Annotated in this window: 25 protein-coding genes; 6 read left to right on the forward strand and 19 right to left on the reverse strand. The window is 63.1% G+C overall.

The window, feature by feature from the left end:
• The first annotated feature begins 1 nt into the window (after position 1).
• Entirely contained in the window at positions 2-718 is a 717-nt protein-coding gene (locus GGD57_RS22365) for an ABC transporter ATP-binding protein (RefSeq protein WP_184472453.1), read from the forward strand.
• Between the two features lie 12 nt (positions 719-730).
• Positions 731-1678: a helix-turn-helix domain-containing protein gene (locus GGD57_RS22370; protein WP_246713718.1), complete on the forward strand. Its 948-nt coding sequence runs from the start codon at positions 731-733 to the stop codon at positions 1676-1678.
• 35 nt (positions 1679-1713) lie between these two features.
• On the opposite strand, the gene GGD57_RS22375 is transcribed toward GGD57_RS22370, so the two are convergent.
• From GGD57_RS22375 to GGD57_RS22450, 16 genes are all read right to left on the reverse strand, one after another.
• A complete protein-coding gene (locus tag GGD57_RS22375) occupies positions 1714-2103 on the reverse strand; it encodes a nuclear transport factor 2 family protein (protein ID WP_010068307.1) in 390 nt (129 codons plus the stop codon).
• An 8-nt stretch (positions 2104-2111) separates the two neighbouring features.
• Positions 2112-2891, reverse strand: a complete 780-nt coding sequence (locus GGD57_RS22380) for a MoaF C-terminal domain-containing protein (protein WP_184472454.1) — start codon at positions 2889-2891, stop codon at positions 2112-2114.
• Between the two features lie 14 nt (positions 2892-2905).
• Complete coding sequence (locus GGD57_RS22385; RefSeq protein ID WP_184472455.1) at positions 2906-3694, reverse strand: SDR family NAD(P)-dependent oxidoreductase; 789 nt, start codon at positions 3692-3694, stop codon at positions 2906-2908.
• 176 nt (positions 3695-3870) lie between these two features.
• Positions 3871-4677 (reverse strand): 4-hydroxy-2-oxoheptanedioate aldolase, encoded by an 807-nt coding sequence (hpaI, locus tag GGD57_RS22390; protein WP_184472456.1) that lies wholly within the window; start codon positions 4675-4677, stop codon positions 3871-3873.
• 11 nt (positions 4678-4688) lie between these two features.
• The gene (gene hpaH / locus GGD57_RS22395) at positions 4689-5492 is read right to left on the reverse strand and encodes a 2-oxo-hept-4-ene-1,7-dioate hydratase (RefSeq protein WP_184472457.1); all 804 of its coding nucleotides are present in this window, start codon (positions 5490-5492) and stop codon (positions 4689-4691) included.
• A gap of 1 nt (position 5493) precedes the next feature.
• Positions 5494-6363, reverse strand: a complete 870-nt coding sequence (locus tag GGD57_RS22400) for a fumarylacetoacetate hydrolase family protein (RefSeq protein WP_184472458.1) — start codon at positions 6361-6363, stop codon at positions 5494-5496.
• Positions 6364-6390: 27 nt separating this feature from the next.
• Entirely contained in the window at positions 6391-7845 is a 1455-nt protein-coding gene (gene gabD / locus GGD57_RS22405) for an NADP-dependent succinate-semialdehyde dehydrogenase (RefSeq protein WP_184472459.1), read from the reverse strand.
• 289 nt (positions 7846-8134) lie between these two features.
• The gene (gene hpaD, locus GGD57_RS22410) at positions 8135-9115 is read right to left on the reverse strand and encodes a 3,4-dihydroxyphenylacetate 2,3-dioxygenase (RefSeq protein ID WP_184472460.1); all 981 of its coding nucleotides are present in this window, start codon (positions 9113-9115) and stop codon (positions 8135-8137) included.
• A 64-nt stretch (positions 9116-9179) separates the two neighbouring features.
• On the reverse strand, positions 9180-10697 hold the full coding sequence (gene hpaE / locus GGD57_RS22415) for a 5-carboxymethyl-2-hydroxymuconate semialdehyde dehydrogenase (protein ID WP_184472461.1): 1518 nt from the start codon (positions 10695-10697) through the stop codon (positions 9180-9182).
• Positions 10698-10739: 42 nt separating this feature from the next.
• Complete coding sequence (locus GGD57_RS22420; protein ID WP_184472462.1) at positions 10740-11126, reverse strand: 5-carboxymethyl-2-hydroxymuconate Delta-isomerase; 387 nt, start codon at positions 11124-11126, stop codon at positions 10740-10742.
• Between the two features lie 51 nt (positions 11127-11177).
• Positions 11178-12197: a phosphotransferase gene (locus tag GGD57_RS22425; RefSeq protein WP_184472463.1), complete on the reverse strand. Its 1020-nt coding sequence runs from the start codon at positions 12195-12197 to the stop codon at positions 11178-11180.
• Positions 12198-12203: 6 nt separating this feature from the next.
• Positions 12204-13487 (reverse strand): aspartate aminotransferase family protein, encoded by a 1284-nt coding sequence (locus GGD57_RS22430; RefSeq protein WP_184472464.1) that lies wholly within the window; start codon positions 13485-13487, stop codon positions 12204-12206.
• A 2-nt stretch (positions 13488-13489) separates the two neighbouring features.
• On the reverse strand, positions 13490-14845 hold the full coding sequence (locus GGD57_RS22435) for an aspartate aminotransferase family protein (protein ID WP_184472465.1): 1356 nt from the start codon (positions 14843-14845) through the stop codon (positions 13490-13492).
• A gap of 17 nt (positions 14846-14862) precedes the next feature.
• Positions 14863-15510 (reverse strand): HAD family hydrolase, encoded by a 648-nt coding sequence (locus GGD57_RS22440; RefSeq protein ID WP_184472466.1) that lies wholly within the window; start codon positions 15508-15510, stop codon positions 14863-14865.
• Entirely contained in the window at positions 15507-16763 is a 1257-nt protein-coding gene (locus GGD57_RS22445; RefSeq protein ID WP_184472467.1) for a Tm-1-like ATP-binding domain-containing protein, read from the reverse strand. Before GGD57_RS22445 ends, GGD57_RS22440 begins: the two co-directional genes overlap by 4 nt.
• Positions 16763-17548: an IclR family transcriptional regulator gene (locus GGD57_RS22450; RefSeq protein ID WP_184472468.1), complete on the reverse strand. Its 786-nt coding sequence runs from the start codon at positions 17546-17548 to the stop codon at positions 16763-16765. Before GGD57_RS22450 ends, GGD57_RS22445 begins: the two co-directional genes overlap by 1 nt.
• 319 nt (positions 17549-17867) lie before the next feature.
• Between GGD57_RS22450 and GGD57_RS22455 the strand changes: the two genes are divergently transcribed.
• Together GGD57_RS22455 and GGD57_RS22460 are read left to right on the forward strand one after the other, a co-directional pair.
• Positions 17868-19319 (forward strand): APC family permease, encoded by a 1452-nt coding sequence (locus tag GGD57_RS22455; protein WP_184472469.1) that lies wholly within the window; start codon positions 17868-17870, stop codon positions 19317-19319.
• Positions 19320-19375: 56 nt separating this feature from the next.
• Entirely contained in the window at positions 19376-20854 is a 1479-nt protein-coding gene (locus tag GGD57_RS22460; protein WP_184472470.1) for an aldehyde dehydrogenase, read from the forward strand.
• Between the two features lie 122 nt (positions 20855-20976).
• Here the strand turns inward: GGD57_RS22460 and GGD57_RS22465 are convergent, their stop codons facing one another.
• Both GGD57_RS22465 and GGD57_RS22470 read right to left on the reverse strand, forming a co-directional pair.
• A complete protein-coding gene (locus tag GGD57_RS22465; protein ID WP_184472471.1) occupies positions 20977-21489 on the reverse strand; it encodes a flavin reductase in 513 nt (170 codons plus the stop codon).
• A gap of 10 nt (positions 21490-21499) precedes the next feature.
• The gene (locus GGD57_RS22470; RefSeq protein ID WP_184472472.1) at positions 21500-23062 is read right to left on the reverse strand and encodes a 4-hydroxyphenylacetate 3-hydroxylase N-terminal domain-containing protein; all 1563 of its coding nucleotides are present in this window, start codon (positions 23060-23062) and stop codon (positions 21500-21502) included.
• A 94-nt stretch (positions 23063-23156) separates the two neighbouring features.
• On the opposite strand from GGD57_RS22470, the gene GGD57_RS22475 reads away from it, so the two are divergent.
• Together GGD57_RS22475 and GGD57_RS22480 are read left to right on the forward strand one after the other, a co-directional pair.
• Positions 23157-24047: a helix-turn-helix domain-containing protein gene (locus GGD57_RS22475; protein ID WP_085740256.1), complete on the forward strand. Its 891-nt coding sequence runs from the start codon at positions 23157-23159 to the stop codon at positions 24045-24047.
• A 329-nt stretch (positions 24048-24376) separates the two neighbouring features.
• Positions 24377-25201: a universal stress protein gene (locus tag GGD57_RS22480; RefSeq protein WP_184472473.1), complete on the forward strand. Its 825-nt coding sequence runs from the start codon at positions 24377-24379 to the stop codon at positions 25199-25201.
• A 93-nt stretch (positions 25202-25294) separates the two neighbouring features.
• Here GGD57_RS22480 and GGD57_RS22485 read toward each other — a convergent pair whose 3' ends face one another.
• Positions 25295-26272 carry an ABC transporter ATP-binding protein gene (locus tag GGD57_RS22485; protein WP_184472474.1) on the reverse strand — a complete coding sequence of 326 codons (978 nt, stop codon included), beginning with the start codon at positions 26270-26272 and terminating at the stop codon, positions 25295-25297.
• Positions 26273-26305: the final 33 nt, after the last annotated feature.

The following is a 26305-nucleotide window of genomic DNA, read 5'->3' on the forward strand; positions in this document are numbered from 1 at the left end:
CATGAGCGGCCTATCCGAAATCAACGTCGAGAACCTTGTCGTCGAGCGCGGCGGCAAGCGCGTCATTCACGACATCTCCTTTTCGGTCGCGGCCGGCAAGGTGACGACATTGCTCGGCGCCAACGGAGCCGGCAAGTCGAGCACCGTCATGGCCATGGCGGGTGTCTTGCCGCGCAGCGGCTCGGTGCGCCTCGGCGGCGGCGCCCTCGAAGGTTTTTCGCCCGATCGCATTCGCCGTGCCGGCCTTGCGCTTGTTCCCGAAGGCCATCGTGTGCTCGGGCAGCTTTCCGTGGAAGACAATATCCTCGTCGCCGCGCTCGAACCCTCGGCAACTGCGCGCCGGCAGGGGCTGGAGCGCGCCTACGAGATTTTCCCCGAGCTTGCCGCGCGGCGGCGTCAATCAGCCTCGGATCTTTCCGGCGGCCAGAAGCAGATGGTGGCGATGGCGCAGGCCTTCGTCGCCAAGCCGCGTTTCATGATCGTCGACGAGTTGTCGCTCGGCCTGGCGCCCGCCGTCGTCAAGCGTCTGGCCGAAGCGCTGAAGATTGCCGCCGCCGGCGGCATCGGCGTGCTGCTGATCGAGCAGTTCGCCAATCTCGCGCTCGATCTCGCCGATCAGGCTCTTGTGCTCGAACGCGGGCGCCTCGTCTTTTCAGGCGCATCCGCGACCCTGAAGGCGCAGCCGGATATTCTCCACGGCGCCTATCTCGCAAGCTGAAACGAGGGCTCCATGATGGCTGCAGCACTTCATAAGTCCATCGAGAGCGCCAGCGGGCGGGAATTTGCCGGGCTCGCCCGCAACCTGTTCGGAAATGTTCGCCTCGATTTCGGCGCCGCCGACGAGCAAAAGAGCCGGATGGTGTCGGCCATGCTGGGTGCTTGCCGGCTGACGCGGCTGGAGGTGGATCGGCATATCGTCTTCGGCGAACATGCGACGGCCGGGCCGGACGATCCGGATGCGATCAAACTGCTGGTGCAGACGGAAGGCGACGCCTGCCTCGATCAGGGCGGGCTGCATGCGCCGGTTTCGGCCGATGCACTTGTCATCTATGATCCCAGCCGTCCCTATATGCTGACGAACAGCACGCCGGTTCGCCAGCTGCTGTTGCAGCTGCCGCGTCATGCGCTGCCGCATGCGGCCATCCAGCGGCTGACGAGGCCGTTCACGGCGCATGCCGGGCATGACGGCATGTGCCGGATCCTGCTGTCGCTGATGGATTCGACCATGCATGAGATCGACCATCTCGACGCGGCGCGGCGCTCGAGCGTCGGCCAGACCATGGTCGATCTCGTTCGCACCATGATCGGCGCCGATCTCCAGCAGGCGCGGCCGGTCGCCAATCCGCTGGATCTGCTGTTGCAGCGGATCAAGATCTTCATCGACAGCGAGCTTGCCCGCCCGGATCTGACCGTCACCATGATCGCGCGCCGCATGGGCTGCTCGGTGCGCTATGTCTACCGCGCTTTCGAGGTCGAATGCCTGACGCCTTCGGATTACATCTGGGATCTGCGTCTACAGAAGGCGGCGGCGCGATTGCGGGACGCCGGCGGCTATGCCGGCGAAATATCCGGCATCGCCTTCGCGCTCGGCTTTTCCTCCAGCGCGCATTTTTCGAGAGCCTTCCGCCATCGTTATGGCGTTTCGCCGTCGCAATGGCGCAAGGCCCCGATTTCGTAAGCGGCGGCCCGGGCAAGGCCGGGCCAGCTCGATTTTCATCGCATGGATTCGTCTACCCGCAGCGTGTCCGTAAACTGCTCGAAACGGCGGATCTTGTCCCCGGACACGCCCCAGACATGGACGACGCGGGCCTTGAAGGCCTTACCCGTCCGCTTGTGCGTGCCGCTATAATCACCGACCCCGACCACCTCGTCGCCGGCATCGAGCAGACGTTCCAGCTTGAAGGTGTATCCCTCGAAGGCCTGGCCGAGTGCCTGGAAGACGTTCTCGAAGACTTCCTGCGGGCCGACATAGGTGCCGGCGCAGGGAAAGCCGTCCATCTCCGTCCAGCGGCAGTCGGGTGCGATGTCGGCAAGCATGCCATCCATGTCGCGGCGGTCATTGGCCTGGTAATGGGCCTTTACGATATCGAAAGCTCTGCGCATTCTTGTCCTCACACTGGTTCCTGGCCGGGCAGGTAATAGGTCATCGATGCCTTGCGGATGAAGGCGCCGGCGGGGCTGTTCTGGATCCGGCCGTCCCCGGTGATGCCGAGGAACTTGCCCGTCGATCGCATGTCGTTGAAATTGTAGAAGAATGTGGAAGCGACCGGGATCTTGAATTCCCGGAAGGTGAAGATGTAGAGGTTTTCGTCGAACTTGTAGGTGGTGGCGAGATCGACGTCGCCATGACCGCGCTGGACGCCGACGAGGCATTGCCAGGCATAGCGCTGCGACGAGAGATAGGTGTGTTCGTAGACGTGATTGGGGCTGTAGGTGAAATGCGCCCTCAGCCCGATGAGGTCGCGGGTCTCGTGCGGCGCCGGCCCGCTGGCCGCGCCGCCTTCGATCACGCCGGGCCGGAAGATCTGCGCCACCTGCGGTTCGCCGACCGCGTCCTTGGCATCGCGGACGATGGAATAGATGGAAAGCGCGCGGCGCGTTTCGAGATTGAGGATCAGCGTTTCGGCTTCCCTGGACCGCCCGGCAAAGACCACTTCGACGAAATAGGTCTTCGGCGCGACCTCGATCACCTCGGCCTTGTCGGTGGCGCCGTCCTTGCCGTCCGACCATTGGACCTCACCCTTGGCGAAGGCAAGCTCAAGGCTCCGGCCATCGGCAAAGCCGATCTTGTGGGACGAGCCGGCCAGCGCATCGGTTGCGGGCAGACGGTTGGTGTCGATGCCGTAGGCGAATTCGTCGTAGGTTTTCCAATCCTTCGGATTCTCGTTCATCGCTATTCCTCCGATCATTCTGCAAAGGCGAGGGTCGGCAGATCGACCGTGCCGGCCCCGCCGTCGACGGTCAGGATCGCGCCGTTGATCATCGAGGCCTCCGCCGAGGCCAGGAAGCAGACGGCATTGGCGACATCCTCGGCGCTTGCCGGGCGGCCGAGCGGCACATCCTTGGTGACGAGCGCATAGGCTTCTTCGACGCTCTTCAGCTTGAACTTCTCGACGATGACCTGCATCTGCTCGTCGGCCATCGCAGTCGTCACCCAGCCGGGGCAGACGGAATTGGTGCGCACGCCCTTGCGGCCGTAGTCGCGCGCCAGCGATTTCGCGAGCCCGATGCAGCCGTGCTTCATGGTGACGTAGCCCGCCGCATCCGGCCCGGCGAAGAGCCCGGCGATCGAGGCGAGAACGACGATATTGCCGCGGCTCTTGATGAGATGGGGCAGGGATTCGCGGGCGCTGACGAAGGCTGTGTTGAGGTTGAGACGAACGGCGAGATCCCAGGTCTCGTCCGACATGCTGACGGTCGGTCCGACACCATGGCCGCCGGCATTGGCGATCAGGATATCGAGCGAACCGAAAGTCTCGACGACCTTCTCGACCGCGGCCTTCATCGCAGCGCCATCGGCCGCATCGGCGGCCACGACGGTGGCGCCGATTTCATCGGCAACGGCGCGCAGCGGCTCCGGGCGGCGGCCGACGAGCGCGACATTACCGCCCTCCTGCCGGATGCGGCGGGCGACCGCAGCGCCGATGCCCGTGCCGCCGCCGGTGATCAGGGCAGTCTTGTTGTTGAAACGCATGTGCTCTCCTCTTGGCTTTCGAGGAGCATCATGATCCATGCGGGCGGAGGCGTCGCGTCCAGCTGTGCAGTCCGTTTTGACTGAGCGTGCACAATGCCGCTCCCCGCGCAGGGAAAATCCGCAGGATCGAAGGCAGCCGAAGACGGCTGCGTTCGGAGGAGATCGGCTTCAGGAAATCAGTAGACTTTCGCGTCCGCCGGCGCTTTGGCGGCATCCGCCTTCTTGAAGTCGTCGAGCAGTTTCGTCGTCGCATTGGCAAGCAGCGTAACGTCGTTGCCGATCGCGACGAAGGTGGCGCCGAGCTCGAGATAGCGCTTGGCGAGCGCGAGGTCGCCGATCAGGATACCAGCGGCCTTGCCGTGAGACTGGATTTTCGCCAGCGCCTTTTCGACTTCCGCCTGGACTTCCGGCGCACCCGGTTTGCCGAGATGGCCCATGTCAGCGGCAAGATCGGCCGGGCCGATGAAGACGCCGTCGACGCCCTCGGTCGAGGCGATCGCGTCGAGGGCCGCAAGCCCGGCGCGGCTTTCCACCTGCAGCAGCAGGCAGATCTCGTCATTGGCCGTCTGGAGATAATCGGGAATCCGGTTGAAGGCGGAAGCGCGGGCAAGGGCGGCGCCGACGCCGCGCACGCCATGCGGGGGATAACGCACCGCGCGCACCATGGCCTCGGCCATCTCCCTGCTGTCGACCATCGGGATGAGCAGCGTCTGCGCACCGATATCGAGCATCTGCTTGATGATCCAGGTCTCGCCGATCGGCGGGCGGATCACCGCATGGCTTGCCGATCCCTTCATCGCCTGCAATTGCGCAACGAGAAGCGGCACGTCGTTCGGCGCATGTTCGGCATCGAGAAGCAGCCAGTCATAGCCGGCGCCGGCTGAGATTTCGACCGTATAGGGGCTGGCGAGCGCCTGCCAGAGACCGATCTGCGCCCGCCCCTCCTTCAGGGCCTGCTTGAAGAGATTCCTGGGCGCCGGCATGTTTCACTCCTTCATGCAAAGAACAGGCTGACCGAGCCATATGGGCCGAAATCGGCATTGATGGTATCGCCGTGCCGGGCTTCGATCGGACGGATGAATGAACCAGCCAGCACGATCTGCCCGGCCTCGATCCCATCGCCATATTGCGCCAGCCGGTTGGCGAGCCAGGCGACCCCGCGGGCAGGCTGGTTGAGGACGCCGGCCCCAAGACCCGTCTCCTCGACCTCGGCATTGCGGCTGACGATCGCGCCCATCCAGCGCATGTCGATCTCACCGGGCCGCACGGCGCGGCCGCCCGTGACGATGCCGGCATTGGCGGCATTGTCGGAGATGGTATCGACGATGGTGCGCGCCTTCTTCGTCTCCGGATCGACGCGCAGGATACGGGTGTCGAGGATTTCCAGCGCCGGGGTCACGTAGTCGGTGGCATTCAGCACATCGAAGATCGAGATGCCGGGACCCTTCAGCGGCGCCTTCATCACGAAGGCGATTTCCGCCTCGATGCGCGGCTGGATGAAGCGGTCGGCCGGCACGGTCGCGCCGTCTTCGAACACCATGTCGTCGAAGAGCACGCCGGAATCGGGGATGTCGATGTTGAGCGCATATTGCATCGCCTTCGACGTCAGCCCGATCTTCCAGCCGATCGGCTTGCGGCCGCTTGCGATCTTCTTCTTCACCCAGGCGCTCTGGACGGCATAGGCGTCATCCATCGTCATGCCGGGATGTTTCAGCGACAGGAGCCCGGTCTGAACACGCGTCCGCTCGGCCTCGTCAAGGCTCGTTGCTGCCTGTTCGATCTCGTTTGAAGTCAGCATCTCACACCTCGTCGGCGATGGTGTTCTTCAGGACCCCGAGACCGTCGGCCTCGACCTCGACGATATCGCCTGGCTTCAGCCAGATCGGCGGGTCGAAGCGGGCGCCGGCGCCCGTCGGCGTACCGGTGACGATGACGTCGCCCGGAACGAGCGTCGTGAAGGTGGAGATGTAGTTGATGATCTTGCGGAAGGAGAAGATCATCCGGCCGGTGCGGTCGCTTTGGCGCACCTCGCCATTGACGCGGGTTTCGAGCTTGATGTCTTCGAGCTGAGCGGCGTCGGTGAAGGGGATCAGCCATGGGCCGATCGCGCCGGTGCGATCGAAATTCTTGCCCTGAGTGACGTTGAACTTGGCATGGCGCACCCAGTCGCGGATCGTGCCCTCGTTGCAGAGCGACAAGGCGGCGATATGGGAAAAGGCATCGGCTTCGGCAATCCGTCGGCCGCCTTTGCCGATGACGATGACGATCTCGCCCTCATAATCGAGCTGCGGGCTTTCCGGCGGCCGGACCAGCGGCTCGCCGTGACCGGTGAAGGAACGGGGAAAACGGATGAAGAGCGAGGGATTGGAGGGGGCTGCCTGGCCGTCCTTGTATTCCTCGTTGCGGTCGGGGAAGTTGACCCCGACGCAGATGATCTTTTCCGGCGAGGGAATGGGAATTTCGAAGCGGATCTCGTCAAGCGCGAAATCCGGCTTCAATGTTTTGCTCTCCTCCGCGAGCTGGGCGAGGCGACCTGCCTCGACCACTTCGCGTAAGGTTGCCCAGCTCGCGCCATGGCGAGCCGAGAGGTCTATGACACCGCCTTCGACGGCAAGCCCATAGCCATGATGGCCGTTTCTGGAAAAGGACAGGAATCGTGGATGGGTCATGCTGTGTCTCGGGCCTCTTTACTGGCCTCAGGCGATGCCGCCGAGGCAGACATATTTGATTTCGGTGAATTCCTCGATGCCGTATTTCGAGCCTTCGCGGCCGAGGCCGGAAAGCTTGACGCCGCCGAAGGGGGCTTCTGCCGTCGAGATCAGGCCGGTATTGACGCCGACCATGCCGTATTCCAGTGCTTCGGCCACCCGGAAGACGCGGGCGAGATCCTTGGCGTAGAAATAAGAGGCAAGGCCGAACTCGGTATCGTTGGCCTGGGCGATGACATCGGCCTCGTCCTTGAAGCGGAAGAGGGGAGCGACCGGCCCGAACGTCTCTTCCTTGGCCACAGCCATGGCAGGGTTGACGTCGGCAAGCACGGTCGCCTCGTAGAAGCGCCCGCCGAGCGGGTGCCGCCGGCCGCCGGCAACGACGCGGCCGCCTTTGGAAAGCGCATCGGCGACGTGTTCTTCGACCTTGGCAAGTGCCGACTCGTCGATCAGCGGGCCGAGATTGATGCCTTCGTCGAAGCCGTTGCCTGTTTTCAGCGCCCCGACAGCCTTCGAAAGTTTCTCGGCGAAGGCATCATAGACGCCCTCCTGCACATAGAGCCGGTTGGCGCAGACGCAGGTCTGGCCGTTGTTGCGGAATTTGGCGATGAGCGCGCCTTCGACGGCCGCATCGAGATCGGCATCGTCGAAGACGATGAAGGGCGCGTTGCCGCCGAGCTCCAGCCCGAGCTTCTTGATGGTCGGCGCGCTTTGTTTGTAGAGTTCGGCGCCGACCTCGGTCGAACCGGTGAAAGTCAGCTTGCGCACGACAGGGCTTGCGGTCATTTCACCGCCGATGGCGCGCGCCGAGCCGGTCAAGACGCTGAAGAGACCTTTGGGGAAGCCGGCGCGTTCGCCAAGGATGGCGATGGCGATCGCCGAAAACGGCGTCTGCGATGCCGGCTTCAGCACCATGGCGCAGCCGGCGGCAAAGGCCGGTCCCGCCTTGCGGGTGATCATCGCATTGGGGAAATTCCAGGGGGTGATGGCGGCAACGACGCCGATCGGCTGCTTCATGACAAGGATGCGCTTGTCCTTCTGGTGGCCGGGAACGATGTCGCCATAGACACGCCGCGCCTCTTCGGCGAACCATTCGATGAAGCTCGCGCCATAGGCGATCTCGCCCTTGGCCTCGGCCAGCGGCTTGCCCTGTTCCGCCGTCAGGATGCGACCGAGATCGTCCTGATTGTCCATCATCAGCTGGAACCAGCGCCTGAGGATGACCGACCTTTCCTTGGCGGTGCGGGCCGCCCATTCCTTCTGCGCAATCTCGGCTGCAGCAATCGCCGCCTTGGTTTCGGCGGCACCCAGATTGGGAACACGGCCGATGATCGCGCCGGTCGCCGGGTTGTCCACCGCGATCGAATTGGATGGATCGGCCTCAATCCAATCGCCACCGACCAATGCGGCCTGGCGGAACAATGTTGCGTCCTTCAATTGCATGACTGTCTCCTTCGATAGACCATTTCCGTTTCTTCAGGTCGCGGCGATGCTCTATCTCTTTTCGTGTTTGTGCAATCCATCGCGTCACCTCCGGCAGACGATCGGCGCGTGCAGCCCCTCATCCGGCTGCCGCCACCGTCCTGCGGCCCCCCGTAAACGGGGCGAAGGGACCTGGCCGCGACCTCTCCGTCCCTCGCCAACCTCTGGCAGGGCACGTTCCCTCGCCCCGTTTACGGGGAGAGGGTTAGGGTGAGGGGCAGCTATCTGCGCAAATCGAACAGCGGTAGCCCTAAGGCGCAATGATCGGCTGCGCCTTCAAATCAGGCTCGACTACTTCGGCGCCGGCAAACAGGCTGCCATGCTCGAACCAGGACTTGGGAGCCGGCGCGCCCCAGAGCGTCTGGCGCTGCGGATCCTTGAGATCCCATTTGATCGGCTCCAGATCAGGATCGACCGTCTGATAGTCCGAGCAGTAGATTTCGATGCGATGGCCGTCCGGATCGAGGATATAGAGGAAGAAGGCGTTGGAGATGCCGTGGCGGCCCGGGCCGCGCTCGATATTGGCGACCCAGCCGGTGGTCGCCATCAGGTCGAGCAGGTCGATGATGTTGAGCGGCGTCGGCACCCAGAAAGCAGTGTGGTGCAGGCGCGGGCCGCGGCCGTTGGTGAAGGCAATGTCGTGGACGCCGCCCTTGCGGTGCGTCCAGGCAGCCCAGAGACGACCAGTCTCGGCGTCCTCGGTATATTCGGTGACGCGGAAACCGAGCTCGTTGTAGAAGGCGACGCTCTCGTCGACATTCTTGGAGAAGCAGTTGAAGTGATCGATGCGCAGCGGCTTGACGCCCTTGTAGAGCGCATATTTCTGATGGATCGGCGGCAGGCGGTCCATCTTCGAATAGAATTCGAGCGGAATGCCGTGGGGATCGCGGGTGCGGAAGGTGCGCGCCTGGTAGGGGCGCTCAACCCATTCCACAGGCAGGCCCTTGTTCTTGAAGAAATGGGCGGCCTTGTCGAGATCCTCGTCACTGAAGACCTTGAAGCCCAGATCGCGGGCTTCGGCCTTGTCGGATTTCTTCAGCACGATGCAATGATGGCCACGCTCTTCGAGCGCGCGGAGATAGATCGTATCAGCGGTCTCGTCCGTGACCTGCAGGCCGAGCGTATCGACATAGAAGGCGCGGGATTTGGCGAGATCGGTGACGCCGAATTCGACATGGCTGAGACGCACGATGTTGAAGGGCGGATAGAGATTAGGTGTCGGTATCGGCATCGGTTCCTCCTCGGCCCATCGCTCCCAAAGAACTGCGGGCCATATGTGTAGTGGATATTGCGTATCAACCGCCGAGCTTCTGGATGGCGTGCGGCTTGGTGGCGAAGGCGACGTTTTTGGTTTCCATGTAGAAATCGAAGGACCAGTCGCCGCCGTCGCGGCCGATGCCGGAGTTCTTGACACCGCCGAAGGGCGTCGGCAGGTGGCGGACGTTTTCCGAATTCACCCAGATCATCCCGGCATCGAGATGGTCGGTGAAGCGGAAGGCGCGGGTGACGTCCGAAGTCCAGAGATAGCCGGTCAGGCCGTATTGAACGTCGTTGGCAAGAGCGAGCGCATCGGCTTCGTCCTTGAAGGGAATGGCGGTCAGCACCGGCCCGAAGATTTCCTCCTGGGCGATGCGCATCTTGTTGTCGGCTCCGGTAAAGAGGGTGGGGGAGACATAGCAGCCGCCGCCCGGGCCATCGAACTTCTCTCCGCCGGCCGCCAGTGTTGCGCCTTCCGACCGACCGATCGCAATATATTCCAGCACCTTCTTTTCATGGACCGGATGAATGAGCGGCCCGATGACCGTCTCGGGATCGAGGGGATGGCCGACCTTGATGCGCCTTGCCTTCTCGGCGACGAGGGCGGTGAACCTGTCATAGACGGCGTCCTCGACCAGCAGGCGCGAGGATGATGTGCAGCGCTCACCGTTCAGCGAATAGATCATGAAGACGGCCGCATCGGCGGCGCGCTCGAGATCGGCATCGGCGAAGACGACAACCGGGTTCTTGCCGCCGAGTTCGAAATGAACCCGTTTCAGCGTGTCGGCGCCCTGCTTCATGATCATCGAGCCGGTGCGGCTTTCGCCGACGAAGCCGATCGCCTTGATCAGCGGATGTTCGGTCAGCGCCTTGCCGGCATCCTCGCCGAAACCGTTGACGAGGTTCCAGACACCCTTCGGCAGGCCAGCCTCTTCGGCGATTTCGACCAGCAGCCGCGCCGTCAGCGGCGAGAATTCGGCAGGCTTGTGGACGATGGTGCAGCCGGCGGCGAGCGCTGGCGCGATCTTCCAGGTCGACAGCATGAAGGGCGTATTCCACGGCGTGATGATGCCGACCGGGCCGATCGGCAAGCGCGTGGTAACGTTCACCTGGCCATCGGCGCGCAGCGCCTTGCCGTCACGGGCTTCGGGTGCGCGGTCGGCGAAGAAACGGAAATTCTCGGCGCCGCGCAACGCCGCCTTGGCCATGAACTTCAGCGATTGGCCGGTATCCATGCATTCGACGAAGGCGATCTCTTCAGCGCGAGCGACGATCCCGTCAGCGATTTTATGCAGGATCTTCTTGCGCGCATCGCCCGAAAGCGCCGCCCATTCGGCAAAAGCCGATTTGGCGGCTTTGGCCGCCCGGTCGATATCGGCGGCATTGCCACGGGCGACGGTGGCGAGCGGCTTCAGATCGACCGGCGAGAGAGTCTCGAAGGTTGCGCCGTCATCACCGGCCACATCCTCGCCGTTGATCCGGTTGAGGACACCGCGGTCTCTGAACTTCGCAAGGTAGGTTTCGGCCTTTGCGATGTTTTCCTGCAGTTTGGACATCGTCTATTCCTTTGGTGTTATTTCGTCCCGCGAAGGGAGGTGTCACTTGCCGCGAAGCCGCGGATGGATGGCGTTCTTCTTCCAGCTCAGCTCCGCATCGATCTCGCGGATCTCCAGCGACAGCGCGAAATGCGGCGTCTCGAAGAGCGAGCCAAGGACTTGCGTCGCGGCTGCAAAGATCGCTTCGCCGGTGCGCTTCTTCTCCTCGGTCGTGCGGCCCTTGCCGATGCGGAAATTCAGGTCGACGAAGGCATTCTCGGCAAGCTGGTCGGCAATCGCATAATGATCGGCGCGAAGGGCGCGCACGCGCACCGCCCCGACCTCGAAAAGGCCGGTTTCCAGCACGGTCTTCAGCAGATGCCTGCAGAGCGCGCCAATATCGGCGCGGCCCTCCAGATTGGCCGAGTATTCAATGGTGAGATGCGGCATATGTCCTCCCGCCCTTTATTAATTAACACGTTAATCAGTTTACGAGAGATGTCAAGCGCTGCCGTCGAGCTTTCTCGCCAGTTCCAGACTTTCAGCGGCATAACGCGACAGGCGCTCGCCGGCGCTCGGGATCTCGGGCCGCTCGGCAAGCCAGCCGATATAGGTGAGACTCCGGAGCACGGTGAATAGCGGCAGGTTCCGCAAGGCCGCCTCCGAAAGGACGCGCCGGCTGCGATAGCCTGCGATCAAGGCGCTCTCGATCTCGGAATAGGCCGGCTCGGCACGGTTCTTCAGCAGGGCCGTGGCAAGATCGAAAAGACGGAAGCCATATCCTGCGTCGTCGAAGTCGATGAAGGCGACGCCGCCTTCGTTTTCCGTCAGGAAAACGTTCTCGCGCACGAGATCGGCATGGATCAGGCCATAGTCGAGGCCGCTTCGTTGCGCATTGGCGAGACGGTGGCGCAGATCGTCGCGCAATGCCGAGAGAGCTGCGGCCTCGTCGCGTGAGAGTCCGCGGCAATCCCAGAAGCGGCCCCAGAGGGGGCTTTCGCCGAGCAGGCCTTCGCCATCCCATGCCGGGCGGCGGAAATCCTCCGGCGGCGCCCAGGCATCGGCAAGATCATGCATCACAGCCATGGCATGGCCGATGCGGAAGAAGATCGCTGCCTGCGTCTCGGCTGATTGCGGCAGCGGCGTTCCGGTTTGCCCGAGGGCCATTCCGTTGATCCAGCTGACGACATCGGCATATTGTTCGGGAAACTGCCGATTGGCGGGAAGGCAGATGAGGCTGCCTCCCGCACTTGTGGGCACGGGGGAGGGCACGTCGAGACCACCGCGCCGGAGCGCTGCCATGAAGCCCAGTTCCGAGCGCAGGCTCGTCTCGTCATGATAGCCCGGCCGATGCAGCCGCAAGGCGGCAGGCCGCCCATCGGCAAGTGTCACGCGGAAAACGGCGTTCTCCCGGTATTTCATCAGTGCCGGCTCGTGCCGCGGCGCGGCCCAATGACCAAGCGCTTCCAACGCGCGCTCCTGCAGGGCATCCCGGACAGTCTGCGGCAATTGATCGGCCATCTCGCCTCACAGGCCCGACAGCACGTCGTCGAAGACCGACAACATCAGATCGGCATTCTCCCGGGAAAAGGGCATCGGCGGGCGGATCTTGGTGGCGCATTGATGGATGCCGATCTTGCCCATCAGCACGCCGCGTTCGCGCATTTCGTTGACGATGCGGCTCGCCTGCGCGGCGGCCGGCTGCTTCGTCGCCCGGTCCAGCACGAATTCCATGCCCATGAACAGGCCGCTGCCGCGTACATCGCCGATGATCGCATGTTTTTGCGCAAGCCGCTTGAAGGCGTCACGCGTATATTCGCCGACATCGCGAGCGTTCTCGATCAGCTTCTCGTCTTCGATGACGTCGAGGACCGCCATGGCGGCGGCACAGGAGACCGGATTGCCGCCGAAGGTGTTGAAGTAGCGGAAGGCCTTGCGGAAGGCGTTCAGCGTATCGGCATTGGCGACGACCCCGCCGACCGGGTGGCCATTGGCCATCGGCTTGCCGAGCGTCACGATATCGGGAACGATGCCGGCGCGCTGATGGCCCCACATATCAGAGCCGGTGCGGCCGAAGCCGGGCTGTACTTCGTCGGTGATAACGAGGCCGCCGGCCTTGCGCACGACCGCGACCGTCCTGTCCAGGAAGCCTTTCGGCAGATCCGGAAAACCCTCATTGGCGAAGAACGGATCGATGATCAGCGCCGAGAATCCATGCGGGCTCTCCTGCAGCGAGGCGATCGCCGCCTCGACTTCGGCTGCGAAAGCCGCAGCAAAGGCCTCGCCGTCTTCGCCACCGAGCGGGCGGTAACTGTCGGGCGCCGGCAGATGCCTGATATGGCCGCCGAAGCCGCCGACCGGCGGCATGCGGGTCGAGAGCTGCGATACGGCCGCCGTGTTGCCGTGATAGGTATGGTTGGTGGCGATGACGCCGGTTTTGCCTGTTACGGCCTGCGCCATGCGTAGCGCGACATCGTTGGCTTCGCTGCCGGTGCAGGTGAGGATAGCCGCGTCGAGGCTCTTGTCGAAGGTTGCCGTCAGGCGCTCGACATAATCGAGGATGCCCTCGTGCAGATAACGCGTGTGGGTGTTCAGCGTCGAAGCCTGGCGCGTGATCGCCTCGACCACACGCGGATGACAATGGCCGACATGCGGCACATTGTTGTAGCAATCGAGGTAGCGCCGGCCTTCCGCATCCCAGAGCCAGACGCCTTCGCCGCGCACCAGATGGACCGGCTCGTCATAGAAGAGCGACATGTTTCGGCCAAGAAGCCGCTCACGCCGTGCAATAAGGGCTGCATGATCGGCCATGATCACGCTCCCACGCCGGCAAGGCCGGCATCGAGTGCGGTCAGGATCGTCTGCACATCCCGCGCCGTCACGACGAGCGGCGGCGACATGATGACGTTGGCCCCGGAGGTGCGAACAAGCACGCCGGCGTCGTAGGTCGCATCCTGCACCTTCTGCAGGACATCCTTTGATGCCGCGCTCTTCTTCTTGCGATCGCTGACGAGTTCGAGCGCGCACATCAGGCCCTTGCCGCGCACGTCGCCGATGATCTCGTGTTTGTCCTGCAGCTTCTTCAGGCCGGTCAGCAATTCCTCTCCGCGAGCCGCCGCATTGTCGGCGACGTTGAGCCGCTTCGTTTCCTTGAGCGTGGCAAGGGCGGCGGCCGCACCCGCCGGATGGCCGGAATAGGTGTAGCCGTGGCCGATGCTGCCCAGGCCGTTCTTGCTGCCTTCGAAGACCTCGGCGACCTTCTCGGAGATCATGACGGCGCCGAAGGGGAAGTAGCCGTTGGTGATCGCCTTGGCGGTCGACATCAGGTGCGGCTTGACGCCCCACAGCCGTGATCCCGTCCAGGCGCCGGTCCGGCCGAAGGCGGTGATGACTTCGTCGGCGATCAGCAGGATGCCGTGCCGATCGCAGATCTCGCGCATCAGCGGCAGAAAGGTTTCGTGGGGAACGATGACGCCGCCGGCGCCCAGCACCGGCTCGACGATCAGGGCAGCGATCGTATCCGCGCCCTGGAAGGCAATCTCATCCTCGAAGAGCCTGCCGATCGCGGCGGCGATCTCCGCCCCGTCGCTCGTGTTGAACGGGTTGCGATAGGAGAAAGGCGCCGGCAGATGGATGACGCCGGGAAGCAGCGGCTCATAATTGCGGCGGAAGTTCTGGTTGCCGTTGACCGAGGCGCCGCCGAAATGCGTGCCGTGATAGCCCTTCTTCAGCGCGACGAATTTGGTGCGTTCGGGCTGCCCGGTGATCTTGTGATATTGCCGGGCGAGCCGCAGGCAGGTCTCGACCGAATCCGAACCGCCCGAGGTGAAGAAGGAACGGTTCAATCCCTCCGGCCTGAACCATTCGGCAAGCTCGTAGGACAGCTCGATCAGCGGCGCGTTGGTCGTGCCGCGGAATGTCGAATAATAGGGCAACTCGTCGAGCTGGTCGCGGATCGCCTTCTTCACCGGCTCGCAGGAGTAGCCGAGATTGACGTTCCACAGGCCGCCGACCGCATCGAGCACCTTCTTGCCCTGGATGTCGACGATCTCGACGCCTTCGCCCGCATTGATGATGCGCGGCGGCTGAGCCTGCATTTCGGCCGGATGGGCCATCGGATGCCACAGGTGGCGGGCGTTGTTTTCGATTATGAAGTTGGTTTCACGCATCGGTATTCCTCTCGGGTTCAGAGCCCCAGCATCGCAAGCGCGCGGGCATAGCTTTCGGCAGGCCGGGTGACGTCGAAATGCACATGCGGCAATCCGACGGCTTCGGCGCCCTCGATATTTTTCTTCTGGTCGTCCACGAAAACGCAGGCTGCGCGCGGCAGGTCGAGCTCGGAAAGCACCTGTTCGTAGGCGCGCGGATCGGGTTTCAGGATTCTGGTGTAGGTGGCATCGACGATGACGTCGAAGAGGTCGATCAGCGGAAAGCGCTTGCGGAACTCGACCCCGTAAAAAAGATCGAGTTCGTTCGACAGGATCGCGAGCTTCAGTCCCGCCTCTTTGGCCCGCAGGATGGCGTCGCGCGCTTCCGGGCGCAGCACCAGCTCGGCTTCGGCGCCGCGGGCACGGCGCACGAAAGTCTGCATGTCGGCCCAGTCCTCGCCGACCATCCGGCCGACTTCGCCGGCCCGCCTCAGCCAATAATCGCGTTCGCTGATCTCGCGGTTCTGCATCGCCACCCAGAGCGGGTCGGTCGTCGTGTCGAAAGGCCCGAGCCAGGTGAGCGAACCTTGCGGAAGGCCGAGCGCGCGTTCGGTGATGTCATGCGTCTCGAACAGGGTGCGGGTGACGACGCCGCCGAAATCGAGGATGAGGGCGCGTTCTGTCATGATGGCCGTCCTTGCGGAATGATGCCCTCGGCCACCCAGCTGTCGAAAATGGCAAGGGCTGCGGCTGAAAAGGACGGGGAATTGATGTGGGCGCCGACTTCCCGGAACGTGACGGAGGCCGGCACGGCGCGGCGCATCTCATCGAGGAAGGCGGCAAGGCCTTCCGGATCATGCAGCGGCTCGTCCGGCTTGTCCCATTCCTGCAGCCCCTCGGTCGGCAGCAGGAAGGCGACATTGGCCTCGGCCCGTTCCAGCTTTTGCCCGATGAGCCGCGCGACCTCGCGCCGTCCGTCCGGCGATGTCGTCACCGATCCGATCAGCCGGTTATGGGCGTGATAGGGGCGTTCGGCGAAAATGTCGGGCAGGGCCTGCCAAGCCTGAAGATCGACCATGTCGACTGCGCCGGGCGCGACGATCTGGGGAATGCCGGCACGTCCCGCATTTTCGAGTCTGTCGGCTCCCGACGTCACCACCGTGCCGTAGTGGTGGTTGCTGACTTCCTGGATGCAGAAGTCGAAGACGGCGGCAAAACCGGCCTGCGCGGCGATGGCTTCGAAGGCGCGGCCGCCCATGCCGGTGGAATGGAACACGGCGACGTCATAGCCGCGCTTTTCCAGCTCGGGCCGCAGATGCTTCATATATTTCAGGCAGGAGGAACCGAGCGAGGTCATGCCAATGAGCGGGCGCTTTCGATCGGGTCTGGTTCCGTGCCTGGCGGCGCCGACGACCGCGCCGCAGGCCTGCGACAGGACCGAACGGCAGATGCTGTTGAGGCCGTAAAGGCCGCCGGCCCACAGGATCATCATCAGATCGGGCGCGATGCGCTCGGGCGGGATCAGATGGGAATAGGCGATGGTCGAGACCACGAATTTCGGCACGCCGAGCGGCAGGACGGCGGCGACGTCGAGCGCCAGATCCGTGCCCATCGAGCCGCCGAGCACGATGAGCCCGTCGACGAGCCCTTCCTCGTAAAGCCTGCGGGTCAATGCCGCCGCGCCTTTTGCCATGGCGGCCATGGCGCTGTTTTCATCGCCGCTTTCCGTTATCTCGGCGATCGAGGTCGCGGCAGCATCGGCGATGTCATGCTTGGAATGATCGGGAACATAAGGCGGGTCGCCGAGAATGCTGACATCGATCATGACGGGCCGGCCGCCGGCTTCCGTAATGACGGAGGCCATGAATTGCAGCTCGTCGCATTTGGTGTCACCGGTTCCGATGACGAGTATCCTTGGCAGGGGAGCCGCGGGGCTCATCAATCTCTCCTCCTGGTTTCTGGACTGGTTCCCGTGAGCCTTTCCGACCCGTAGTATTTTTCTGAAATCCCATTGGCGGCGGCGTTGGCCTGCGCGCCGAATTCGTGAATGGCCGTCTCTGTGGTGCGCGAGAGGGGCGCGGCGACGGCGACGCAGCCGACCGGCCGGCCGTCGGGGGCGCGCACCGGCGCGGCGGCGCTGATGACGCCGGCTTCCAGGCCCTGATGGCTGATGGAGAAGCCGCGCGCGGCCGTCTCATCGAGCAGGCCGCGGATCAGGTGCGGGTCGACGACGGTATGGTCGGTGAATTTTTCGAGCGGCTTCCGAAGCGCCTGGTCGATCTCCGCCCGCGGGCAGAAGGCGAGGAAGGCGAGGCCGGACGCGGTGGCGTGAAAGGGCAGGAGGCTGCCGACATCGACGATGATGCGGTGAGCGCGCGGCGGATCTTCCACATGGATGGTCGAAAGCCTGCCGCCGGAGAATTCGGAGAGATGCACCGTTTCCGCCGACGTATCGGCGAGCGCCTTGATGAAGGGGACCGCAATGCTGAGGAAGGGATAGCGGGCCTCGCGGATGCGCGCCAGCCGAACCGGCGCCGAGCCGATCCGATAGCGGCGGCTATCGGGATCCTGCTCCACGAAACCATGTCTTTCCAACTCCACCAGAAAGCGGCGTGCCGTCGCCTTGTCGAGCGCGCAGAGGCGGGCGATGTCGGTTAGCCCCACCTCCTTGTCCAGCCGTGACAGGGTGTCCAGCAATGAAAGCGCCTTTCCGATCGTGCTCATCGTTCTTCCTCCTGGGTAGGGTTCATGTCCCGGCCTGTCGCATCCGGCTTTACGCCATCCGTCAAATCAGCCCGCAAACCCTTTGCCGCGGCACGATAGCAGCGACCCAAGATACTTAACACGCGAATTAACTTGACAGAGGCCGGGATTGTTTGCAAGTCTATATTTGAAGCTGAGGTTCAAATAATGAACCATAGGCGCTGACGACGGCAAAATCAACAAAAGCACAAGCCCCGCTCGTCAGTCCGGTTTTGGTGGAGGTCGCCTGCGCGCAATCGCAGCGATGATCGGATATTCTCAACAAGGGGAACGAACACGGATGAACACACAAAATTCGCAAGGGCCGGCTGAAAACCAGCTGCGCAAGAACAGTCTCGGCGTTGGCGCCGTGACCTTCCTGGTGGTTTCGGCCGCCGCACCGCTGACGGCGGTCGCCGGCGGCGTGCCGCTGTCGATGATGCTCGGCAACGGGCCGGGCATTCCGCTGACCTTCCTGCTGGTGACCGGCATCCTGCTGCTGTTTGCAGTCGGCTACGTCGCCATGGCGCGGCATATCCGCAATGCCGGCGCCTTCTATGCCTATACCGCGCAAGGGCTCGGCGGCCTCATGGGCGGCGCGGCGGCTCTGATCGCGATCCTCGCTTATAATGCGATGCAGATCGGCGTCTTCGGCATGTTCGGCGCCGCGACATCAGGCTTCTTCGCCGGCTACGGGCTGGTTCTGCCCTGGTGGGTCTGGACCTATGTCGGCATCGCCTTCGTCGCGGTCTTCGGCTACCGGCGCGTCGATCTCTCTGCCAAGGTTCTGACGGTGCTGGTGATCCTCGAATATCTCGTGGTGCTGATCATCGATGCCGCGATCCTCATCAAGGGCGGCGATGCCGGCCTTTCCGCGGCACCCTTCACGCCGACCGCCTTCCTGAGCGGTTCGCCGGCCATCGGCATCCTCTTCTGCTTTGCCGCTTTCATCGGCTTCGAAGCGACGACGATCTACAGCGAAGAAGCCCGTGAGCCGGAAAAGACGGTGCCGCGTGCCACCTATATCTCAGTGCTGATCATCGGCCTGTTCTACATGCTCACCTCCTGGCTGATGGTCAACGGCGCCGGCGTCGACAAGCTCGTGCCGGAACTGCAGGGCCTGCAGGATCCGACCACGTTCCTCTTCGGTCTCGCGGAGCGTTATGTCGGCCATTGGATCACCATCGTGATGAGCCTTCTCTTTATCACCAGCCTCTTTGCGGGCGTCCTCGCATTCCACAACGGCGTGGCACGTTATATGTATGTCGCCGGTCGCGAGGGCTTGTTGCCGAAGTCGGTCGGCGTCACGCATCCCGTCTTCCAGAGCCCGCATGTCGGTTCGATCATCCAGACCGTCATCGCGGTGCTCGTCGTCGCGCTGTTTGCGGCGACGGGTCAGGATCCGGTGCTGGCGCTCTTCTCCTGGCTCACGAATGTCGCGACGCTGGCGATCATCCTGCTGATGGCGTTCACGGCCTTCTCGATCGTCGCCTTCTTCAGCCGCAATCCGGGGCTTGAACGCAATGTCCTCGTTATCAAGGTGCTGCCCGTTGTCACCGGGCTGATCCTCCTGGCGCTCGTCTATTATATCTCGGCAAACTTCGGCGCGATCGCCGGCGCAAACGGCGTGCTCGCCTTGTTTCTGCCAAGCCTCGTGCTGATCGCCGGGGCTATCGGATTGCTGGCCGCAGTGCGCCTGAAGTCGGCGGATGCCGTCGGCTTTGCCCGGCTCGGCGCCGGCCAGGAAGCCTGAGTAGTTCCAATCGCGGTGGCGGGAAAACCCGCCACCCTTTTTCGTGAGAGCATGCGATGCAGGACAAGATCGACCAGCTGCGGACATTGTCCGTTTCCCCGCAGGCATTGTTCATCGACGGGGCCTGGCGCCCGCCTGTCGACGGAGCCGCGATGGAGGTCATTTCGCCGATCGACGGAACCCGGCTGACAACAATCGCCGATGCCGGCGCCGAAGATGTCGATCGGGCGGTCATGGCCGCGCGGCGCGCCTTCGAAAAAGGCAGCTGGTCGCGGGCGGCACCGGCCGAACGCAAGAAGGTGCTGCTGAAGATCGCCGACCTCATCGAGAAGAACGCGCTCGAACTCGCCGTGCTCGGCGTGCGCGACAACGGCACGGAAATCTCGATGGCATTGAAGGCCGAGCCGGGCAGTGCCGCCGGCACCTTTCGCTACTATGCCGAGGCGATCGACAAGGTCTATGGCGAGATCGCCCCGACGGCCGACAATATTCTCGGCCTGATCCATCGTGAACCGGTGGGTGTCGTCGCCGCCATCGTGCCGTGGAATTTTCCGATGATGATCGGCGCCTGGAAGATCGCTCCGGCGCTTGCCGCCGGCAATTCCGTGGTGCTGAAACCAGCCGAGGGCGCCTCGCTGACGCTGCTGCGGCTTGCGGCCCTGTGCGCGGAGGCAGGATTGCCGGATGGCGTGCTCAATGTCGTCACCGGGCGCGGCACCGTCAGCGGCGAGGCGCTGGGGCTGCACATGGATATCGATGTGCTCGCCTTTACCGGTTCCGGCCCGGTCGGGCGCAGGCTGCTGGAATATTCGGCGCGCTCCAACCTGAAGCGCGTCTATCTGGAACTCGGCGGCAAGTCTCCGAACATCGTCTTTGCCGATGCGCCGGATCTCGATCAGGCGGCCAAGGTCTCGGCCTACGGCATTTTCCGCAACTCCGGCCAGGTCTGCGTCGCGGGCTCCCGCCTGCTGGTCGAAAAATCGATCCATGAGGAATTTTCCGAAAACGTCGCGCATATCGCCGCGGCCATGACGGTCGCCGACCCCTTGCAGCTTTCCACCGAGGCGGGCGCGATATCGAGCGCTATCCAGCTGGAGAAGAATCTCGGCCATATCGACCGGGCCTTGGCCGAGGGCGCTCTGCTGCGCACCGGCGGCGCGCGCATTCTGGAGGAGACGGGCGGCTATTACATGCGCCCGGCCGTCTTCGACGTCACCCCGTCCATGACGCTCGCGCGGGACGAAGTCTTCGGGCCGATCCTGTCGATCATTCCCTTCGAGACGGAGGCCGAAGCCCTGGAGATTGCCAACGTCACGGAATACGGCCTTGCGTCGGCGGTGTGGACATCGAACCTGTCGCGCGCCCACCGGATGGTGCGCGGCATCCGCGCCGGCGTCGTGCACGTCAACACCTATGGCGGCTCCGACAACAGCGTCCCGCTCGGCGGCGTCAAGCAATCGGGCAACGGCCACGACAAATCGCTCCATGCGCTCGACAAATATGTCGACCTGAAGACGGCGTGGATTCAGCTCTGAAGCAGGAATTTCGGGCAGCGGGAACAGGTCGAGACCATCACGCTCCGATAGATATTACAGCGCCGCGCGTCTGTTTCGACGCGCGGCGCTGTAGCACTTCAATCGACGCGTCGGTTTTGCGCCTATCCTCCGAAACTGCCCACCTGCGTCGGCACGTTGATGTAGTTGCGGTCGAAATAGAGCAGTGCGTTACCATCCGCCCGCGAGCGGATGCCGATGACCTGGCCGATGAAGATGTGGTGGGTGCCGACCAGGCGCGCCTCAGTGAGCCGGCAGTCGAAGGAGACCATCGCGCCGGCCAGTGCCTGGCTTCCCGATGGCATGTCGACCCATTCCGCCGCCGCATAACGTGCCGCCATATCCGCCTGGCGGCCGGCGAAATAGCCGGCCAGTTCCTGGTGATCGTCCGCAAGCACGTTGACGCAGAAGCGGTGGTTTTCGAGGAACAGGCCGCATTGCGCCGAGCGGCCGTTCATGCACACCAGAAGCGTCGGGGGCTCATCCGTCACACTGCACATGGCGGTGGCGGTGAACCCGCCGCGCCCGGCGGGTCCGTTGGTGGTGATGACGTTGACGGGGGCGCAGACGCGAGCCATCGCATCACGGAACTCGGTTTTCGAGACTTGCTCCTCCATGGCCATGCCCTCACTCGGCGGCGTTGCGGATGGCAGATGAGGCATCGAGCGGCGGCAACCAGGTATCGCCGGTCCAGCCGGTTTCGTCGTAATCGCTCATGCAGCGATCGACGAGCGCTTCCATCTCCCTCAGGCGCCCGCCGCGCTCGGCACCCTTCAGCACCTGTAGCCGGACCTCTTCCGGCGCGCCGGCATAGTTGAGTTCGTAGAGGGCGTGGCGGCCGCCGAATTCGGTGCCGGTCGCATCCCACAGCAGCTTCATGATCTTGATGCGCTCGACATGGCCCATATCGTTGGAGCCGCGCACATACCGCGCGAGATAGCGGTCGATTTCGGGATTGCCGAAATCCTTCGCCGAAGAGGGAAGATAGATCAGACCCGAGGCGACGACCTTGCGCACCGTCTCGATGACGCGGGGATAGGCCTCCGACATGAAGGTGCGGTAGGAAAGGGCTGCTTCCATGTTCGGCAGCACGGCGCCATTGGCCCAGGGCTGCGGATTATAAGCCATGGCGTTGGAGAAGGACCAGAACATGTGGCGCAGCGCAATCACTTCGCCGAGCGCCGCCTGATTGCCGCGGAAGGCATCGCCGCCGGTGGCGCGCAGCGCCTTGGCGAGCAGGCCGGCGAGGAAATCGAGCTTGACGGCAAAACGCGTGCAGCCCTGGAAGCAATAGCCATGCATGAAGCCCGACGCGGGATGGAACGACAGGATCTTGGCGGCGTCACGCAGGACGAGCACATCCTCCCAGGGCACGAACACATTGTCGAGCACAAGGATCGCATCGTTTTCGTCGAAGCGCGACGACAGCGGATAGTCGAAGGGATGGCCGACGGTATTGGCGGTCTGCTCGTAGGAGACACGGCAGAACATCTTGATGCCGGGCGCGTTCATCGGCACGATGAACATCACCGAGAGCGAAGGATCTTCCGTCACCGTCGCCGAACTTTGGGCGAGGAAATTATAATGGGTGAGCGCCGAGGAGGTGGCGACCACCTTGGCGCCGGAGACGTAAATACCCGCATCGGTTTCCTTGGTGATGTGGACGAAGACATCCTTCACGGCATCGGCCGGCTTGTGCCGGTCGATCGGCGGATTGACGATCGCGTGGTTCATGAAGAGCACGGATTCCTGCGACCGCTTGTGCCAGGCAAGCGCATTGTCCTTGAACGGCCCGTACCAGTCGGCGTTCGCCCCGAGCGTGTTCATCAGCGCTGCCTTGTAATCGGCCGTGCGGCCCATCCAGCCATAGGACATGCGCGCCCAGTCGGCGATCGCGCCCTGCTGGGCGACGAGCTCGGCGGAGGATTTCGCAACCCGGAAATATTTATGGGTATAGCCGCCATTGCCGGTGTCGGTCGGCGAGGTCAGGCGGTCCTTGGTCTTTTCGTCGTGCAGCGCATCGTACATCCGCGCAATCGAGCGGGCGGAATTGCGCATCGACGGGTGGGTGGTCACATCGGCGACGCGTTCGCCGTTGATATAGACTTCGCGCCCATCGCGCAGGCTTGCGAGATATTCGGCGCCGGTGAACGGCCTCGTCTTGTCGCTGCGGTGATCTTCTGAACGCATCTCGTGCTCCTCCTTCTGATATTGACAAAGGTTAATTCGGGACAGGATGCGAGACCATGGACAAAGCCCGCAATTCGCTGGTACTTTTTCCGGCATGATGATGCGAAGCGAAGTTCCGAATTTCTTCGTCTATGGCGAGCCGAGCCGTTCGCTCGACGTCGGCTTTCTGCATGTCGAGACGGTGATGGAGCGCAAAAGCGTCCATTTCGGCCATGTTTCACCGCACAAGCATCCGCTGATGGGGCAGATCACCTACTGGTTTCAGGGTGGGGGAACCTATCGGATCGAAGAGGGAACTTGGAATTTTTCCGCTCCCGCCGTGAGTTTTGTCCCGAGCAGCGTGGTGCACGGTTTCGATGTCGACGAGCAATCGGATGCGATCGTGGTGTCGGTCTCCGACGATATGCTGAAGACGATCGCGCCGCAGGTCGCCCTCGATCTCGACGTGCCGACCTTCCTGACGGGCGAGCCGGCCGATCCGGTATGGGCAAAGCTCGGGACACTGCTCGATATGCTGGCCGAAGAATATCGCGAGCAGGGCGCCGAGGGCGAAAAGGTGCTATGCGGCCTGATCTCAGTCGTGTTGTCCTTGATGGGCCGCATCGGCGGCCGCGTCGCGTTGCCGTCGACGTCGGCGACGGTCTCACTCGGCCTTGCGCTGCGCCGCCATATCGATCTCCACTACAGGAAGGATTGGCCCGTCGGGGCCTATGTCGATCTCCTTGCGACGACGCCGCATCTCCTCGACAAGGCGGCCCGCGAAGTGTTCGGGTTGTCCGTCAAGGAATTGACGCTGGAGCGGCGGCTGCTGGAAGCCAAGCGCCTTTTGATGTTCACTGTCCGGTCGGTGGAAGACATCGGGCGAGAGATCGGCTTCGAGGATCCGGCCTATTTTTCCCGCTTCTTCCGCAAACGCACCGGCGAGGCGCCCGCCACCTGGCGCCGGCGCCATCTGAGGCCTGAGATAGGACCGGCCGCCGAGTGAGCATGCGCTCTGGACGCAAAGCTGCTTCGATCCCGCCGACACCGCAATCTCGGCCCCAGCCTTAAGTCCCGTCCGGAAAGCCGGAAGGATCGAACACGAGGCTGGCCACCCGATGCCCACTTGAAGTGATCCCGATCAGCGGCCACGATCAACAAGCTGGACAAATCGGTGATTGACAGCGATCGCGAGACACCAGAGATGTGATTGTCTGTGCAGCCCCTCTCCGACCGTTCGAGATCGCAAAGCTCCTTTTGAGGCATGTCAATGCGCGCTTCCCGGCAGGCTTCAAAATGCCAGCATCAGGTCCCGATCCTCATTCGGAGTAAATCATGAAACGGCATATCTTTCTTCCGCTCCTCACCTATCCGGATGCGACTTCGGAATTCATCATCTCCAATGCCGTTGCACTCGCGCACCACATGCAGGCAACACTAACCGTCTGTGCAGTGGAGATCACCATTCCCAATGTCTCCAACGCGCTGTCGTCGCTGATCATCGATGCGGCGAAGATGGCGCGTGATGCGCAGGCGTTGAGCCGCAAGCGCGCCTCGGCACTGACCCGGCTGGCGGTCGACGAGGCAAAGGCGGCTTCTGTCGATGCGCGCACGCGGCAGATCAAGATTGAAGAGCCTTTCGTCGTCGAAGCGCTCGCGCAAGCGGCGCGCGCCTACGATCTCGTGCTTCTGGAATCGACCGGGATCTCGCGTCCGGTCGTCGAAGCGGTTCTGTTCGGGTCCGGGCGGCCGCTCATCCTTTATCCCTCGGCGCCTTTCGGCGGCCGGATGGATCATGTTGCCATCGCTTGGGATGGCGGCCGCGCAGCCGCTCGGGCAGCCCATGACGCCTCCATTTTCCTGGAGAAGGCTTCCAAGGTCTGCGTACTTTCCGTCATCGACGAAAAGCCGATGGCAGATGAAACGGCCGACGATCTCGTCGAGAACCTGCTGAAGAGTGGGGTGCCGGCAGAGACGACACGAGTGCGCGCGCATGGTGAACCGGTCGGCGAGGTGCTACAAAGCAAAGCCTTCGAAGTGCGGGCCGATCTTTTGGTGATGGGCGGCTTCGGCCATTCTCGCCTGCGCGAATTCGTGCTCGGCGGCGCCACCCTATCAATACTGACGAGCATCACCCTGCCTGTCCTGTTGTCACATTGAGAACCTGCGGGCGATGTTCAAAATCGGCTTCGGAGCAACAAGCTCTGGGATTGTATCGTCGATGCCGCCTCGGACCGCGCAGTAGCCGCCTCTTCAAGCCTTCATGGCGCCGGTTGCGTTCGTCGCGTCATCGACGAACGCCCTGCTTCGCGCTTCTGGAACAGCACACGCATCGCGGATCATGGCATATTTGACCTGCGTAACCCTCAGATCGCGGTACCAATCGATAAGTTCTCCCCACGGATCTCTGATCTTGGAGAGCCCGGAAATGAAGGCGACGACGGTTCCGATCTCCGTCTTGCCGGTGACGACATAATAGCTGCCGAGCGCGAAGATGCCGGCGTAACCCAGCTGCGTCATCAGGTTCATCATGAAATTCATCGTGAACTTGATCTTATAGATGCTCATGTTCAGGGAAAAGAGCCTCTCCACCCGGGCGCCCTGGGCATCGAGCGCATCATTCGTCGCCACATGCCGAACCATGCTTTGGCTGACATGGCGCATGACGGTGATCTTGGTTTCGACCCGGCGGTTGATCGCCGTTTGCATCAGTGGCACGAAGCCGACCTGCGGAAGAAAGACGACGGCGACGGCAAGCGCCATCAGGGGCTGCAGGAAGATCATGTAGCCGCCGACCGCTATCAGGATGCCGGCCTGCAGCAGCGGCTCCGAGATGCTGGTGCCGACGAAACCGCCGACCGGTTCGGCCTCGGCAATGATGATCGAGAGCTGCACGCCTTCGGCAACGGCATCGATGGGAGCCCCGCTCGAGGGTTCCGAAGCGGCAAGCGCCGACTTGCGCAGCCAGCGGACCGCGACCTCGCCAACCCAGCCACGGTAGATGTTCAACAGCAATTTGGTCAGACCTTCCAGAAGGACAAGGCCGAGATAAGCAAGGACGAGGATCAGGATGGTCTGGTAGGGGGTCGCATCTGTGGCGGCGTTGATGATGCGCCTCTGGACTTCCAGCGGCGCGGTGCCGGCGAGAAAGAGAACAACAGAAAGAGCCGCGATCGCGATCTGGTGATGGCGGCCCATCAGGAACACGAAACCGAACAGACTTTTCGGCATTTCAGCGTCCCGGCCTCCTGTTTGCGCTTCGAA

Origin of the sequence: Rhizobium esperanzae (assembly GCF_014197615.1) — a bacterium.
GTDB lineage: Bacteria > Pseudomonadota > Alphaproteobacteria > Rhizobiales > Rhizobiaceae > Rhizobium > Rhizobium esperanzae_A.

Excerpts from the sequence above, each read along its gene's own strand:
- GGD57_RS22365 (WP_184472453.1), top strand. The coding sequence starts at position 2 with ATGAGCGGCCTATCCGAAATCAACGTCGAGAACCTTGTCGTCGAGCGC.
- GGD57_RS22370 (WP_246713718.1), top strand. The coding sequence starts at position 731 with ATGATGGCTGCAGCACTTCATAAGTCCATCGAGAGCGCCAGCGGGCGG.
- GGD57_RS22375 (WP_010068307.1), bottom strand. The coding sequence starts at position 2,103 with ATGCGCAGAGCTTTCGATATCGTAAAGGCCCATTACCAGGCCAATGAC.
- GGD57_RS22380 (WP_184472454.1), bottom strand. The coding sequence starts at position 2,891 with ATGAACGAGAATCCGAAGGATTGGAAAACCTACGACGAATTCGCCTAC.
- GGD57_RS22385 (WP_184472455.1), bottom strand. The coding sequence starts at position 3,694 with ATGCGTTTCAACAACAAGACTGCCCTGATCACCGGCGGCGGCACGGGC.
- hpaI (WP_184472456.1), bottom strand. The coding sequence starts at position 4,677 with ATGCCGGCGCCCAGGAATCTCTTCAAGCAGGCCCTGAAGGAGGGGCGG.
- hpaH (WP_184472457.1), bottom strand. The coding sequence starts at position 5,492 with ATGCTGACTTCAAACGAGATCGAACAGGCAGCAACGAGCCTTGACGAG.
- GGD57_RS22400 (WP_184472458.1), bottom strand. The coding sequence starts at position 6,363 with ATGACCCATCCACGATTCCTGTCCTTTTCCAGAAACGGCCATCATGGC.
- gabD (WP_184472459.1), bottom strand. The coding sequence starts at position 7,845 with ATGCAATTGAAGGACGCAACATTGTTCCGCCAGGCCGCATTGGTCGGT.
- hpaD (WP_184472460.1), bottom strand. The coding sequence starts at position 9,115 with ATGCCGATACCGACACCTAATCTCTATCCGCCCTTCAACATCGTGCGT.
- hpaE (WP_184472461.1), bottom strand. The coding sequence starts at position 10,697 with ATGTCCAAACTGCAGGAAAACATCGCAAAGGCCGAAACCTACCTTGCG.
- GGD57_RS22420 (WP_184472462.1), bottom strand. The coding sequence starts at position 11,126 with ATGCCGCATCTCACCATTGAATACTCGGCCAATCTGGAGGGCCGCGCC.
- GGD57_RS22425 (WP_184472463.1), bottom strand. The coding sequence starts at position 12,197 with ATGGCCGATCAATTGCCGCAGACTGTCCGGGATGCCCTGCAGGAGCGC.
- GGD57_RS22430 (WP_184472464.1), bottom strand. The coding sequence starts at position 13,487 with ATGGCCGATCATGCAGCCCTTATTGCACGGCGTGAGCGGCTTCTTGGC.
- GGD57_RS22435 (WP_184472465.1), bottom strand. The coding sequence starts at position 14,845 with ATGCGTGAAACCAACTTCATAATCGAAAACAACGCCCGCCACCTGTGG.
- GGD57_RS22440 (WP_184472466.1), bottom strand. The coding sequence starts at position 15,510 with ATGACAGAACGCGCCCTCATCCTCGATTTCGGCGGCGTCGTCACCCGC.
- GGD57_RS22445 (WP_184472467.1), bottom strand. The coding sequence starts at position 16,763 with ATGAGCCCCGCGGCTCCCCTGCCAAGGATACTCGTCATCGGAACCGGT.
- GGD57_RS22450 (WP_184472468.1), bottom strand. The coding sequence starts at position 17,548 with ATGAGCACGATCGGAAAGGCGCTTTCATTGCTGGACACCCTGTCACGG.
- GGD57_RS22455 (WP_184472469.1), top strand. The coding sequence starts at position 17,868 with ATGAACACACAAAATTCGCAAGGGCCGGCTGAAAACCAGCTGCGCAAG.
- GGD57_RS22460 (WP_184472470.1), top strand. The coding sequence starts at position 19,376 with ATGCAGGACAAGATCGACCAGCTGCGGACATTGTCCGTTTCCCCGCAG.
- GGD57_RS22465 (WP_184472471.1), bottom strand. The coding sequence starts at position 21,489 with ATGGAGGAGCAAGTCTCGAAAACCGAGTTCCGTGATGCGATGGCTCGC.
- GGD57_RS22470 (WP_184472472.1), bottom strand. The coding sequence starts at position 23,062 with ATGCGTTCAGAAGATCACCGCAGCGACAAGACGAGGCCGTTCACCGGC.
- GGD57_RS22475 (WP_085740256.1), top strand. The coding sequence starts at position 23,157 with ATGATGATGCGAAGCGAAGTTCCGAATTTCTTCGTCTATGGCGAGCCG.
- GGD57_RS22480 (WP_184472473.1), top strand. The coding sequence starts at position 24,377 with ATGAAACGGCATATCTTTCTTCCGCTCCTCACCTATCCGGATGCGACT.
- GGD57_RS22485 (WP_184472474.1), bottom strand. The coding sequence starts at position 26,272 with ATGCCGAAAAGTCTGTTCGGTTTCGTGTTCCTGATGGGCCGCCATCAC.